Annotated in this window: 12 protein-coding genes; 8 read left to right on the plus strand and 4 right to left on the minus strand. The window is 35.5% G+C overall.

Annotation, left to right across the window (positions count from 1 at the left end; translation table 11 throughout):
- Nucleotides 1-627 precede the first annotated feature (627 nt).
- A complete protein-coding gene (locus tag IPU53_RS11780; protein WP_207450934.1) occupies nt 628-1848 on the plus strand; it encodes a hemolysin family protein in 1221 nt (406 codons plus the stop codon).
- Nucleotides 1849-2212: 364 nt separating this feature from the next.
- Here the strand turns inward: IPU53_RS11780 and IPU53_RS11785 are convergent, their stop codons facing one another.
- Both IPU53_RS11785 and IPU53_RS11790 read right to left on the minus strand, forming a co-directional pair.
- Nucleotides 2213-3406 (minus strand): chromate transporter, encoded by a 1194-nt coding sequence (locus IPU53_RS11785; protein ID WP_207450935.1) that lies wholly within the window; start codon nt 3404-3406, stop codon nt 2213-2215.
- Between the two features lie 415 nt (nt 3407-3821).
- Complete coding sequence (locus IPU53_RS11790; RefSeq protein ID WP_207450937.1) at nt 3822-5084, minus strand: MFS transporter; 1263 nt, start codon at nt 5082-5084, stop codon at nt 3822-3824.
- A gap of 216 nt (nt 5085-5300) precedes the next feature.
- Here IPU53_RS11790 and IPU53_RS11795 point away from each other — a divergent pair, with 216 nt between their 5' ends.
- From IPU53_RS11795 to IPU53_RS25625, 3 genes are all read left to right on the plus strand, one after another.
- On the plus strand, nt 5301-6206 hold the full coding sequence (locus tag IPU53_RS11795) for an aminoglycoside phosphotransferase family protein (RefSeq protein WP_207450938.1): 906 nt from the start codon (nt 5301-5303) through the stop codon (nt 6204-6206).
- An 86-nt stretch (nt 6207-6292) separates the two neighbouring features.
- Nucleotides 6293-7048 carry a phosphoribosylformimino-5-aminoimidazole carboxamide ribotide isomerase gene (gene hisA / locus IPU53_RS11800; protein ID WP_207450939.1) on the plus strand — a complete coding sequence of 252 codons (756 nt, stop codon included), beginning with the start codon at nt 6293-6295 and terminating at the stop codon, nt 7046-7048.
- Nucleotides 7049-7267: 219 nt separating this feature from the next.
- Nucleotides 7268-7381: an NUDIX hydrolase gene (locus tag IPU53_RS25625; protein WP_396019947.1), complete on the plus strand. Its 114-nt coding sequence runs from the start codon at nt 7268-7270 to the stop codon at nt 7379-7381.
- A gap of 431 nt (nt 7382-7812) precedes the next feature.
- Here IPU53_RS25625 and IPU53_RS11810 read toward each other — a convergent pair whose 3' ends face one another.
- Nucleotides 7813-8406 (minus strand): PadR family transcriptional regulator, encoded by a 594-nt coding sequence (locus IPU53_RS11810; RefSeq protein ID WP_207450941.1) that lies wholly within the window; start codon nt 8404-8406, stop codon nt 7813-7815.
- A 16-nt stretch (nt 8407-8422) separates the two neighbouring features.
- Nucleotides 8423-8803: a DUF308 domain-containing protein gene (locus IPU53_RS11815; protein ID WP_207450942.1), complete on the minus strand. Its 381-nt coding sequence runs from the start codon at nt 8801-8803 to the stop codon at nt 8423-8425.
- A gap of 451 nt (nt 8804-9254) precedes the next feature.
- Between IPU53_RS11815 and IPU53_RS11820 the strand changes: the two genes are divergently transcribed.
- From IPU53_RS11820 to IPU53_RS11835, 4 genes are all read left to right on the plus strand, one after another.
- Complete coding sequence (locus IPU53_RS11820) at nt 9255-9800, plus strand: NADPH-dependent FMN reductase (RefSeq protein ID WP_207450943.1); 546 nt, start codon at nt 9255-9257, stop codon at nt 9798-9800.
- 200 nt (nt 9801-10000) lie between these two features.
- Nucleotides 10001-11041 (plus strand): serine hydrolase domain-containing protein, encoded by a 1041-nt coding sequence (locus tag IPU53_RS11825; RefSeq protein ID WP_207450944.1) that lies wholly within the window; start codon nt 10001-10003, stop codon nt 11039-11041.
- Between the two features lie 45 nt (nt 11042-11086).
- Nucleotides 11087-11647: a class I SAM-dependent methyltransferase gene (locus IPU53_RS11830; RefSeq protein ID WP_207450946.1), complete on the plus strand. Its 561-nt coding sequence runs from the start codon at nt 11087-11089 to the stop codon at nt 11645-11647.
- A gap of 1289 nt (nt 11648-12936) precedes the next feature.
- Nucleotides 12937-14364 (plus strand): sodium:solute symporter family transporter, encoded by a 1428-nt coding sequence (locus IPU53_RS11835; protein ID WP_207450948.1) that lies wholly within the window; start codon nt 12937-12939, stop codon nt 14362-14364.
- The last annotated feature ends 51 nt before the right edge of the window (nt 14365-14415 follow it).

Below are 14415 nucleotides of genomic sequence, written 5' to 3' on the forward strand. Positions count from 1 at the left end.
TGATTTTTCCGTCTAGGTGTGACATAACTATTAAGTGTGGCACTTTTTCTTCTCTAACCCATTCTGCATTTTTAAGTAAGTTTGTTTTTTCTATATATAAGGGCACCCCTGATATATTAATATTAAGAAAAATAAGAGAACAGAGATGTTATTTTTGAAAAAAATATAATAACTTTTTCCATTGGGCAGCTTTTTTCGTTTGTATGACCGCTTTAATTCTAATAGGGGCTTTTAGGCATAAAAATATAGATGATGAATTTCATCTGATACCAATACTATTAATGTCGGGCGTGTTATTGGTTTTACTTGGTTTTCTTTTTGATCACAATAAGAATAAAAAGTGAAAATTTTAATTTCTTATTGTTATTTTTTCTTGTTTCGGTCTCCTGTCCACCGGTAGTTCCAACCATCTTGTTCAAGCAGAATCTAATGATTTAGAAGTTAACTTTTCTATCGAAGGAAAAGTTCTAATTGAAAAAAGGGATGAAATAATCCAAATAACCGATGGGATTCGAGGGACAACGAGTTAATTGATTTGTCTGTAGTCGAAGAGAGTATTGATGATACAGAGAAATCTGTTAATGCATAATATTACGTAAATTTTCCATTTTAAGGAGGAAATTTCTTGTGATCATTGCGATCATTTTTTTATTATTTGTTTCATTTTTCTTTTCTGGAAGTGAAACAGCGTTGACAGCTACTAATAGGATGAGGCTGCAAACTAAAGCTAGTAATAATGATAGAAAGGCTGAAAAACTTTTAAATTTGGTTTCTAAACCAAGTGAATTTATTACGACTATTTTAATCGGAAATAATATTGCAAATATATTGCTTCCAACCCTTGTGACAACGATTGCAATTCAATATGGATTTAATATAGGGTTTGCTTCCGCAATTTTAACAGTTGCGATTATCATCTTTTCTGAAGTAATACCCAAATCAGTAGCAGCTGTATTCCCAGATCGTATTGCATTCCTTGTCTATCCGGTCATTCGATTTTTTGTTATTATTTTCAAACCGGTAACGATCGTTCTAAATTGGCTTACTGGCTTTATTACAAGGGCGCTTTTAAAGGGGCAACCAAATGATGTATCCATTTCAAAGGAAGAATTACGTACTATGATTGATATTGCAGGTTCGGAAGGAACATTTAATCAGGCAGAATCTCATCGTATTAAGGGAGTACTTGATTTTTACAATTTAAATGTAAAAGATGCATTGAAGACACCGAGGGTAGAGATTATCGCATTACCTACTACGGCTACTTTTGAAGAGATAAGGGACGTTGTGATTCAAAATCCGTTTACCAGATATCCCGTTTATAGAGAAGATATTGATGATATTGTCGCCGTCTTCCATTCAAAACATTTGATATCTTGGTCAACTGAACCAGAGAAACCATTGGAAGCATTTAGTGATATAGATCCATTATATATCTTCGAATTTCATTCGATTGAACGGGTCTTAAGTAAAATGACAAAAGAGAAAAAACATATGGCAATTGTTTTAGAAGAGTATGGCGGAACAGAAGGAATTCTAACGCATGAAGATATCATCGAGGCAATGCTTGGTTTTGAAATTGAAGATGAAACGGACCTCGAAGGGGAAGAACTCGTTGAAAAGTTGACAGGGACTGAAATTATCTGTGATGGGAAAATAACTCTTTATCGTTTAAATTCTATTTTCCATACAGAAATTCCAGAAGAAGAGGATGTTCTTGCTGGTTATCTGTTAAAAGAATTTAGCGATTTTCCTGATGAGGGAGAGGTAATAGAGCGTAACAATCTAACATTTAAAATAATTGAAATAGATGGCCGGGCGATCAAAAAGGTTCAAATTATTAAGTGAAAATTTTAATACATACATCAGTTTGCTTGCAGATTAGTCCAAATTTATTGTAGAGGGTGTTCAAAAAGTAAGGTAAAAATGATACTGCAAAATTCTTTGTAGGCTTGTTTCTACGTTCCTCAGAAAAGAAAATCACTTTTCCTTCGGGCGATGCAGATTGGCGGGAGCTATCATTGTACTCGAAACTGCGCGCCTCGAACTTTCGACGTACAGGATATACTAGTGTGGGCGTTGCTAACAGGACGTCAGGCCCTTTAGCTTATCCTCCTGTTTGAACACGTACTTATAGTTGGCAATCTCTATGAGGTTATAATTTTTAAAATAAGTTAATGGGGCTAACCTTCACCACCTGGTATGAGATGGTTTAAATTAACGTCATGAGTGATCCGCCAATTGCACCAGTCATCACAATAATCCAGGGAGGTAGTTTCCAATAAACTAACATACTAAATAAAATTGCAGCCAAAGCAAAATCGATAGGAGCTAAAATTGAACTCGTCCAAATTGGATTATAAAAGGCAGAGATTAATATTCCCACAACCGCCGCATTTACACCCATTATTGCCCCTTTAATTTTTGGATTGTTTCGTAAAATATCCCAAAATGGTAGTGCGCCGAGTATAAGAAGAAAAGCAGGTAAGAATACTGCGACCGTTGCTATTAATCCACCTTGCCATCCGTTCATTACAGCACCTAAATAGGCAGCAAAAGTAAATAGAGGACCTGGAACTGCTTGTGTAGTACCATAACCAGCTAAGAATGCTGCTTCACTTATCCAGCCCTTTGGCACAAGTTCCTGTTCTAGCAAAGGTAAAACTACGTGACCACCACCAAAGACTAAAGAACCTGATCTATAAAAACTATCGAACATAGCGACCCAGTACGATCCGGTTGCTTCCCTGATAATTGGTAAAAGGAAAAGTAAAACGAAAAACAATAGTAAACACATCACTGAAACGCTTTTGGCAATTGGAAATTGCGAACCAACTTCTTCTTTTTCTTGATGTTGTTTATATAGAAGAAACCCAAAAAGTGCAGCTATTAAAATGACGCCTACTTGCGTAAAAGCTGTTTGCCAAATAAGTGTACCAAGTAGTGCAAATAAGGCAATGGCTTTTCTTTTTAAGTCAGGAGTCAACTTTTTTGCCATACCCATTATGGCATGTGCCACTACTGCTACTGCTACAATTTTTAATCCGTGTATCCATCCAGCACTACCTATGTCGAATTCAGTGAGCAGTAAGGCAAAAAGGATGAGTGCAATAACTGAAGGTAATGTAAACCCAATAAAGGATATAATTCCGCCTAATACCCCTGCACGCATAACACCTATACCAATTCCCACTTGGCTACTGGCAGGCCCCGGTAAGAATTGTGCTAAAGCAACTAAATCAGCATAACCTTTTTCATCCATCCATTTTCTTTTCCGTACATATTCTTCATGAAAATACCCTAAATGAGCTGTTGGTCCACCAAAAGATGTTAGCCCAAGTTGTGTTGAAACTAAAAATATTTCTAAAAGTGACTTGAATCCCCTATTTGAGTTAGTTCTTTTCATCGGTAACTCCTTTTTGTTATGTTTTAAGTTCCTTGAAGAGTTCATGTACTTTTCTCGGGCTTCCATAAGGATTAGTTCCTCTTTTCGGTAGTTGTTTTATATTTCTTGATTCTACCCTCTACATTCTTATCCCCACTTGTTAGAAGACCACCAGATTCCATCGTATAGGAAACCAACAATATCAACTTTCGATATAATTAATGTATGATACACTCTGACTGCTTTCAATATAAAACTGAACATTTACATAATCTTTACAATTGTGCGTACATAGGTAGAAAATGATTTATGGGTGAAATAATGTAAGAGATCACCTATAAACGTTGATTTACTAGGATTTATAGAGAAAGTCGACTTTATCGAGGATGCCGCCGGAAAAGTGAGTTTCGTTTTTCCTGCGGCATCCTCTTTCGTTTTATTGGTGACGAGCGTAATCGGTAAGTACCTGCCGCTCACCCTTATATTCCTTAATACAAAGCACTCCGATTAAACCGATGATGGAAAAGATGACTGGAATGATGAAACCGTAGTGGTAGCCGGCGTTTATATTGCCTGAAGCCTGAAAATGGTCTAAGATACTGCCAAAAATGGTTGGAAGCAATACGGCACTCAGGAACCCGCCTGTATTTGCAAACCCGGAAACAAGGCCGGATTCTGATATAGGATAAGATTGACGGATGAAGGCGAAGGTTAGCATACATGCCCCATAACAAAGGCCGATAACAAAGAAAAGGATTGTAACCAAGAAAATCGGCGGCTTCCCAGTGAAGATCACAAAGACAGACCAGCTCAATAACATTGTTGTATGAACCACAACATATGGGCGTTTCACCATTTCTAATCGACTTGAAATCCAACTGGATAGCGGTGCACCAATAAGTGCCCCGATTAGGCCAACCAAAATAAGCTGACTTGCATCTGACCGTGTCATCCCAAACACATTCATTCCATAGGGCACTGCCCATGAACCGATAAATCCAACATACGCACCGACCATCCCAAAGTGACAAAAGAATAAAGCCCATGCTTGCCAACTTGAACAGATTCTTTTGAGTAAAACAAGCGTTTTTTCTTGTTGTGCTTCATTCTTTACAAATACTGGTTGCTGCGGCTTTTTTACAAGTACAAAATAAAGAAATAACCCACATAGGCACAATAATAGTCCTGCTGTAAAAAATGCCATCCTCCAGCCAAGTAGGTCAATCCATAAAGAAAAAGGAACTGTTGCCAAAATGAACCCGAGGCTTCCTGTCATTCCAGCTAAGCCAATTAATTTTACAAATTCCTTTGCACTGAACCATTGGCTTAAAATTAACACCAAATTGACCCAGATCGTCGCATCCCCTATCCCTGTCAGTATTCTTGCGAAAAGCAGGATAAATTCATGTGTACCAAGGCTATAAATAATCGTACCAGCCCCTGTCAGGATAGCTCCAATAATTAGAAAAAAATTGGGGCCAAAACGATCAGCCAAAATACCCATTGGAATTTGCAAACCGGTATATACAAAAAACTGTATGCTTGCCAATAATCCAATTGTTGAGGCCGTTATAGCAAAATCGCTCATCAATTGGTCTGTAATCAAACCTGGTGCCGTTCGCTGACTCGACATGAATAAATAAGTAAATGTCACAACAGCAAATACAACCCATCTAAACCTGCTATTTTGTTTATTCAATGATTTCTACTCCCGTAGCCTTTTACTCTTATGTATATGGGATAACAATAATATTAGGAACTTCTTTTTACCGAAGTCTATATATTCAGGAATATGAATATTTTATAATAATAAGATACAAAAAAAGATAACTCAAATTGATTAAATTAAAAAAGCAACTTACAATGGAGATTCACTTTCGATCATATAAGATTATGAAAATAGAAAGGAGAATAAATGATTAATATAAAAGATATTATTTCTTATCACCATTTACCCGTGGACAGATATAAAGAATTAGCATCTGGATATTCAAGCGCCAAAAAATTAAAGCTTTCTTCAGGTAACGACAAACCATTATATCTATTGAAAGTCTACAACATTGAGAAAAGGGATAGAATTAAGCTGCAATTTGATTTATTAAAGAGACACTATGAAAATAATGTTTTGTGCCAACAACCAATTATATTTGAATTAAACGAAGAGGAGCAGGTGTGTTATTTATTATTGTCATACATAAATGGTATGAGCGGAGATGTAGCTTTGCCAACATTAGGAACGGATCTACAATATAAGATTGGGGTGCAGTCTGGAAAGGAACTAAAAAAGATTCATTTAATCACTCACGATAGCTCCATTAATTGGTATAATAAACGCTTAGAAAAATATCTAAATAAAGTAGAGACATGCAAAAAATTAGGACTTACTTTCTATAAACAGAGATTTATGGAAAGTTATATCGATGAGAACATATCGATTATCAAGGATAGTCCGATTTGTTTTCAACATGACGATTTTCATCCTCAAAATTTAATTATAAAGGATAAGAAATTAAATGGTATTATTGATTTTGATTCATTTGATTGGGGGGACCCATTAGAGGATTTTTTCAAATTACCCAAATATACTGTTCAGGTAAGCGCTTATTTTGCTAAGGGGCAGGTAATGGGATACTTTGATAACAAAATTCCTGATTTATTCTGGAGAAAGTATAACTTGTTTGTTGCATTAAATTTGCATGCGAGCCAAATTGGTGGTTATACAATGGGGAATTTAGAGTACGTCCAAGAAAGAACTCGATATATAATTGAAACCCACGATTACATTAATAATCAACCACCCGAATGGTTTAACAGCGTGTAATATATATTGTTCAGTAAAAATCGCGATTACTGAAATTCAGAAGTTAAGAGTTCATCGCTCATTAATAGAAAAGGATAGTGGTAAAAGTGAAATTCAGACCGTGTATAGATATCCATCAAGGGAAAGTTAAGCAAATCATAGGAGATACTTTTAGTTTCAATCAGGGGACAGTTGAAAATTTTGTTTCAAATTATGATTCCGCATATTATGCATCAATGTTTAGAAGGGACAATTTAAAGGGAGGACATGTAATAATGTTAGGGGAGGGGAATAAAGAGTCTGCAATACAGGCGTTAAAAGAATACCCTTTGGGCTTACAGCTTGGAGGTGGTATTACAGCGGAAAATGCCTCTTTTTACCTCGAAAATAAGGCCTCCCATATAATTGTTACCTCATATATATTTGAGAATGGCGAACTTAATATAGATAGATTAAATAGATTGGTTAGCGAAGTTGGGAAGGATAAGTTAGTAATTGATTTAAGCTGCAAGCAAAAAAACGGTAAATGGTTTGTAGTGACAAACAAATGGACTCAATTTAGTAATTTTGAGGTTAATGAATCGAATATTAAAGAAATAGAGAAGTATTGTGATGAATTATTGATACACGCAGTTGACGTGGAAGGAAAACGTACTGGAATTCAAGAAGACTTGGTTAAACAATTAATTCAATGGGTTTCGATTCCAACCACGTATGCAGGTGGAATAAGATCGTTAAAGGATGTAGAGACTTTTTTCGAACTATCTAGCGGAAAATTAGATTTAACGATAGGAAGTTCATTAGATTTATTTGGTGGGGACCTATCTTATAGTGAAGTTGTTGATTTTTGCAAAAATAAGTAGATTGAAAAACTCTTTTCTAATGCTTCAAATTAACTGAAAGTAAATCCTCGTTGCAGCGGCTAGTTTGGTGTTTCAGCTTTGAGAACATTCATGTAGAGTAGTTGCTATTGTGAGGATTGTACTTAAACAGCTAAACAAAAAAATGTATCGTCAAGGTAGAAAGGAGACAGAATGGGAACTAGGAGTTGTGCAGCAATTATTAAAGATGATTCAATATTGATGGTTCGTCAAACATATCAAGGTAACACTTTGTGGACATTGCCTGGAGGGAGGATCGAAACTGATGAGGAACCTTCGGATTGTGCGATAAGGGGATGTTCAAAATTCCGGTAAAAATGACACTGCGAATTTCTTCGTTGGCTTGCCTCTCCGCTGCAATACTGTTTAAGCTGATCATAAATGCCCGTAAAACAGCTTTAATAAAGATGTCTCTCATTCATTGAATTTTCGAGAGACACCTTTTTCTAGTCCCCTTGCCATATTAAAAAGAAGCGTTAAATTACATAATGATACAATTAGGAAGAAGAAATCCGTTAGGGTATACATTATAATGAAATTAAAAAACAGGCTTGCGTATATCCGTATTCTGCGGATTTTCTCTTTCGGACTTGGATTTCCAAAAAACAGAATCACCCACGTTAGATATCAACTATTTCCAGCCAGTAGACTGCTTCACGAGAGATTTTATCCGTTGAGGCCTCATGTTCTGAGCAAGACGCTAGCACTTGTTGTTCTTTAAAGCCCTTTTGTTCCTCTGTTATGATCTATCTCTCGGATTTTAATTTAGATTGAAATTTTCTAAACCATTCTATTTCAAATTTAATCTTCTCTATACCTAAGTCCAATGTTGCATGCTGGAAATAGGCAATTGATTTCAAGCCAGATTCAGTCATAAATTCTGCGGCACCACCAGCCTCTTTTAATTTGTTAATATATTCGGCGCTGAAATTGTTTCTTTGATTAATCGATGTATTAATAGCTTCTAAATGATCTAGTTCCTTTTCCAATTCTTCAATATAGCGGCTGATAAATGTTTCATGTTCTGATTTATTAGCGAATCCTTGGAAGAAAAATTTACTTAATTCCATATTCTTTTCTTTGTATAACATTGGAATGGATATACATTCTTTAAAATGCTTTTTCCCAGCCTCCGTGATAAAATAAGTTTTTTTGTTTACGCCGTTCTCCACTTGTTCTTGGACAGTAATTAATTCCTTTTTTAATAATTTTTTTATTCCTGCTTGAATACTACCTGTACTATCACTGCTAACTGTTGATAAGCTGTCTTTGATAAATTGTCGCAATTGATAAATCGTCGAAGCCTGAATCATAAGAAATCCCAAAATAATATTATCCATAGCATTAGCTCCTTTTTTAAAATGAAAATGCGGTAATAAAAAAACAAATAGATGACAATAAAGATAAAGGAGTCATTAAATACCTTTCTTTTTTGCTAGAAGATATGGCATTCAGTACCGTATTTAATAACAGATAACAACCAAAGAAAATGCATAATACTCTCTCAGCATTAAAAGGAAAACTGATAGCAATTATTCCACCTGCAACAAGTATAGTTATAATTGCAATAATTTGAACAATCAACGATATCCCACTTGTTATTCTCATTCTAGTAGGTAAAATCTTGTATTTTCCTCCTAACGTAAATTCACCTAATGGTGTACCTAAAGTGACTAGTAATGTGAAAAGAGTAATGCATCCAAAGATGAATGCCCCCATTAATGGGAAAAATTGCATAACACATCCCTCCGTAATTAGTTTTTATTATAATTATTACTATTAGTATCACCACTAATAGTATCATTTATTTTAGGAGGTGTCATCATAAAGTGAATATAGAAAAAAATGGACAGCCTGCAATCTCAATTCCTGTAAAATCAATTGGCCGTTATCCATTTCCTCACAGTTGGTTTGAAGGAAAATCGGTTTCTGAATAATTAAAGTGACGTTTGAAGTGCTATAATAGAAATATGATTTTAAACACTACACTGAATATCAAAAAGAAGGCATACGCTTACTGGTGATTGCCTGATGTAGATATAAATTTTCGGAACAAAGGGTTAACATGGCCCAATTCATCTGCTACGAAAAGTGGTAATTACCCAAGAAGTATCCACTTCAATCAATCTGAAAAGTGATAAGTGGTGGGCTGTTCACTATATAGAAATTGTAATTTGGAGGGATTTTTTTGAAGATTGTCGGTATTTCTGGAGCGCTCTCAGGTCAAAAGATATCTCAGATGGTTTATGATTGTTTACATGCTGCGAAGAAAGCCAATTCGGATGTAGAAATTGAGTTAATTGACCTAAAGGATTTTGATATAGAGTTTATGCAAGGACTTCCATTATCTGTTTATAATGACGATACCCAAACAGTTATAAACAAGATCTTACAGGCGGATGGTATCGTGATTGGTACGCCGATTTATCAGGCATCGATTTCTGGGAGCTTAAAAAATCTGTTGGATCTAATGCCAGAGCGAGCTTTTAAAGGAAAAGTGGTTGGTTATATTTCCAACGCTGGTTCGGATAAGCATTTTATGGTGGCGCAGTTCAATTTGGAGCCAATCATTCGTTTTCTTGGAGGAATGATTCTTCCACAGAATGTATTTGTTAACTTTGACCAATTTGACCCTGAGGATAATATCATCATTGATAAGCGAGTGCAGGAAAGAATTAGGGATTTTGGAAAGATGCTTGTCACGGTGACAGAGAAATTGGATAGCGATTATTAGGGCTATAGGTAAAGGCTAGGCACCAGAACATTGATGATTTTCTTGGTACCTAGTCCTTTTATTATTTTCAATAGAAAGGGTATTTGTGCACCAAAATCGTTTACTGAAAAATAAAATGTTAATTGAGCCAAATTCCTGTATGAGAACGTATATTCCTGTTATAATCTTACTTGAAAACATTTTTTGTAAGGGGAATAAATATGAGATTAAAAAATATTAACATCAAAGAACGAATGAAGCATTATAATGTGCCTGGTTTAAGTATTGCATTGATTGTGAACAGGAAAATTAGTAGCACAGAAAATTACGGTTTACTAGAGGTAGAAAGCGAAAGGAAAGTAAATGAAAGTTCTGTTTTTAGTGCGTGTTCTATTAGCAAGTTCTTAGCAGGAATGATTGCTATGAAACTAGTAGGTGAAGAGCTTCTTGATTTAGATGAGAATATAAATAAAAGACTTGTATCGTGGAAGGTACCGGAAAATGAGTTTACGAGAAATGAAAGCGTTACATTAAAGAGATTGCTTAGTCATCAATCTGGAATTAAAGATCCTGAGGGTAGTTTTTCTGAACTGAATGCAAAAATAGGAATCCCTGTTATGACCGAATTATTACAGGGGAAAACCTCTTATTGTCAAGTTCCTATTAAAGTACAGTGCGAACCAGGGAGCGAATTCCACTATTCAGATGCAGGTTTTTGTGTTATTCAGCAGCTCATCGAAGATGTTACCGAGAAGCAGTTTGACCAGGTGGTGAATGAGTTAATATTTAGGACATTAGGGATGGAAAATAGCTATTTTAATACAACAGTGTTAGAGATGGATAAAAAGCAACTCACTTGTGGTCATAATAAAAACGGTGAATTAGTAGACGGTAAGTATCCTATCTATCCTTATCCAGCTGCTTCTGGGTTATGGACAACATCTTTAGATTTAGCCAGATTAGTTCTTGAGTTATTAAATGCCCTAAAAGGAGAAAGTAAAATTGGCATTTCAGCAAGCTTAGCAAAAGAAATGATCACCCCGCAAAAAGGTATGAATTGGACTGGCTTAGGGGTGTTTCTTGAAGGCTCTGAAAACGAATTAACAATTACATCACTCGGTTGGGGAGTAGGCTTTCAATGTATGCTGGTAGCGATTCCACACTCAGAAAAGGGTGCTGTTATCATGACAAATGCAGAATTAGGCGTTCATCAAATGGAAGGGATTATAGGAGAAATATATAACTCATTTATGTCGCTTTAGCGAATCCACTCGCGCTATTAATTGATGAATGGAGAGAATAGTTAAATGAATACACAAGAAAATTTAAAAATTGTGATTGGTGCAGGAGAATATGATAACAATTCGACTTGGCTTCAAACGCAAGAAACGGAATTAAATTTATTAAAAAAGGCTGATTGGGAAGGGAATTTTACTCGGAATTCGTTAGAAGCGATCCTAGCCGAACACGTTTGGGAACATTTAACTTATGAAGAAGGGGTAAAAGCTGCAAAGATATGTTTTGAATTTCTAAAGTCTGGAGGATATGTTCGCTGTGCTGTACCTGATGGCTTTTTCCCTAATGAAGATTATCAGCTTGGCGTACAAGTAGGGGGGCCGGGGCCTAAAGATCATCCTGCTGCAAGCCATAAAATTGTTCATAATTATAAAACGATTACGTCAATGTTTGAAGAGGCTGGTTTTAATGTTTCCCTTTTAGAGTATTGCGATGAAAGGGGTAAATTTCATTATAATGATTGGGATGAACATCAAGGGTTTATTTATCGATCAAAACGATTTGATCACAGAAACAAAAATGGAGAACTTGGTTTTGTTTCCCTCATTGTTGATGCGATAAAACCGTTTTAAATCAACGAACAAAAGGAAAGAACTTCTCACACTCGGAAAAAGTAGAACACCCAGAAAGTAATCCCAGAATAAAAGAAAGACTTTTAGATTATCGAAATTGGAAGGGGCTGTCCAAAAAGTCTTCGGCAACGAAAAAAAGGAGAAATGATTCCTCCTTCTTTTTCGACTTTTGGGACAGGCCCGCTGTTTTATTTCTGTAAAGTTATTTCTTCGTTTTTCCACATCTAATACATTCATCTGTATAGTAGTTGTATTTATGTCTTTTTAAGAATTTACATATTAAAGCTTTTATGTTCATTTCGTAACTCCCTCAATCTTCATTTCATAGATAAGCTTATCAAATGAAGATTAGAGAGGGATTACAATCAGATTACCAACTATGTTATAAAAGATGTTTGTTTTGTTACAAACCTCTGCTATTTGAAGGCTTTCTTTAGGCGCGTGCTTTATAAGGGCTTATTTAGATAGAAGATAAGGGATATGCCAAGGATATAGCCAAAAATTTTAAATTTACCTTTTGTGTCTTCCGCCTATTTTAAGGTTACTCCCTTGATAATATATTCTTCTCCATTTAAAAATTGATATATAAGTTCCTGTTGGGTTGAGGAAAGAGGTTCCTCACTTCTTTTTTCAGATTGATTGAAATAGTAATTTTCAGGATTCCGTTCAATGTTAAATTGCTTATAATAATATCCCACGGCGGCAAAACTATAACCAAAACCAATCAGGAGGATAAGGGATATAATAATCTTTTTTCTCCATTTAGTTAGAAACTGAAATACTCTAGTCTTTGAAAAATTGGTATAACTTTCTTTAATCAGTTGCTGTTTATTCCGCCCCACAACGAGTAATAATGAAAGTAAAAATCCGATAAAGCCAAAGGTAAACTGTATTCTAGTTAATTTCCCTTTCAGTATATCTTCAAGGAATTCTTCTATACCTCTGCCTTTTGAATGATACCTTTTTTGCTAGCAAAATATGCTGTAATGAGTCCAAAGCAAATAAGGGCCAATAGTTGTACCATATTCTTAACCCCCAATTTTAAATGATGAATTTCTCTTTATATCCCTTTTTGCTTTCACCCAAGGGATATATCGGTATCTTTGACAAAAATTTAATAATTAGGAGCTAAATGATATCTTTCGGTTGATTGTTCGGTTATTAACTGTTATTATGATTTTTGTTCTAGTAAATATTCGTTTTACCATTGAAAAGGTGAATGATTATATTTTTAAATAAGATAATATTCATTTTTTTATAAAAGGGACATTCAGGGGAGGTATACATTTTTGAACACTTTTGGTTTATATATGATTGTATTTAGCATCATTCTAATGCTCGCTATCTCTGTTCTAGGGTATTTATTTAGTAAAAGACAGATGAAAAATAATGATTCCTATTTCACGGCTGGTCGTAATATAACGGTTGCCTTTATGACGGCAACATTTATTGCATATGCGGTTGGTACAGGGTTGATCTTTTCACCAGCTGAATCAGCTTATTTAGATGGTATGACGGCAATGATCGGATACGCACTAGCACTTTCGATTGCCTACCTTGTCTTCATTCCTATTTCTCGTAGAATTAAGGAACTTCTTCCAGCGGGAAACACCATCGGGGAATTTGTAAAAGCGCGCTATGGAAATTTTATGTTTATCGTTGTTTTATTTGTCATTATTGTTTATCTTTTCTGTTTGCTAGTTGCCAACTTGATTGGTGCAGGCATTGCCTTTCAGTATCTCGGTGGAATGCCTATTTACGCAGGTGTATTAATTATCGGAATTCCAGTCATGATTTATACTACTTATGGTGGACTTGGTGCGGCGATTTTTACCAATAGTATTCAAGCAATTTTGTTAACTCCGCTACTATTTGTCGTTGCCTTCTTTGCCTTTCGTAATCTAGGTGGAACGAGTGCTGTGTATGAAGGTGTGGTGAAAAATGCACCAGAAATGATGAATATCTTCCATGCATCTGGTGTAGAATTTGCATTGATGATCATTATTGCAGTTTGTTCAGCTGAATTGTTAAATCAGGCGTTATGGCAACGTGTTTATTCAGCAAAAGATTTTAAAGTTGTAAAAAAGGGATTAGTAAATGCCTCGATTATGACTTTCCCCATGGCTATAATTGCCGGAGTTTTCGGGCTGATTGCGATTTCTATGGGGATGGATCTGCCACATACATCGATCGGTACGGCATTAGTAGCTCATACAGTGTTACCCGAATGGGGATCAATGCTGTTTGTATTAGTTATTGTCCTTGCAACAACTTCAACAGGCTCAGATGCATTGGCCGCTTTTTCCTCGACAGCGTCACTAGATATTATGAAAAGTTTATTGCCAAATATGGATCCAAAAGCTGCAGTAAAGGTTGCGCGAATTTCAACGATTGTTTTTGCAGTTGTAGCAATGCTTGTTGCATTTCGGGCACCATCGATCTTACAAATTTTACTTTTTGCTGATTTAGCTGCAGCAGCTGCAGTCGTTCCAGTTATCGCTGGTTTATATAATAGGAACATCACTGGGAAACTGGCTGCAACAGGTACGATTGCTGGATTGGTCTTAGGTATTCCACTATATGTAATAGGGGAAAATTTATATAGTTTTGTGGTTGCGATTGTGATTTCATCTCTCATTGTATTTATAGGAGCAACTTTCTCGAAAGTAGGATACAATTTTGATCAATTAAAGGAAACGATAAAAAGCCTAGACTAAGAAAGGGTGAAGCCCATGTATTCTTTAACATTTTTCAATATACTGATCTGG

It is taken from the genome of Bacillus sp. SD088 (genome assembly GCF_017355205.1).
Classification (GTDB): Bacteria; Bacillota; Bacilli; order Bacillales; family Bacillaceae_C; genus Lederbergia.

Excerpts from the sequence above, each read along its gene's own strand:
- IPU53_RS11785 (WP_207450935.1), bottom strand. The coding sequence starts at position 3,406 with ATGAAAAGAACTAACTCAAATAGGGGATTCAAGTCACTTTTAGAAATA.
- IPU53_RS11795 (WP_207450938.1), top strand. The coding sequence starts at position 5,301 with ATGATTAATATAAAAGATATTATTTCTTATCACCATTTACCCGTGGAC.
- IPU53_RS25625 (WP_396019947.1), top strand. The coding sequence starts at position 7,268 with ATGGTTCGTCAAACATATCAAGGTAACACTTTGTGGACATTGCCTGGA.
- IPU53_RS11810 (WP_207450941.1), bottom strand. The coding sequence starts at position 8,406 with ATGGATAATATTATTTTGGGATTTCTTATGATTCAGGCTTCGACGATT.
- IPU53_RS11815 (WP_207450942.1), bottom strand. The coding sequence starts at position 8,803 with ATGCAATTTTTCCCATTAATGGGGGCATTCATCTTTGGATGCATTACT.
- IPU53_RS11825 (WP_207450944.1), top strand. The coding sequence starts at position 10,001 with ATGAGATTAAAAAATATTAACATCAAAGAACGAATGAAGCATTATAAT.
- IPU53_RS11830 (WP_207450946.1), top strand. The coding sequence starts at position 11,087 with ATGAATACACAAGAAAATTTAAAAATTGTGATTGGTGCAGGAGAATAT.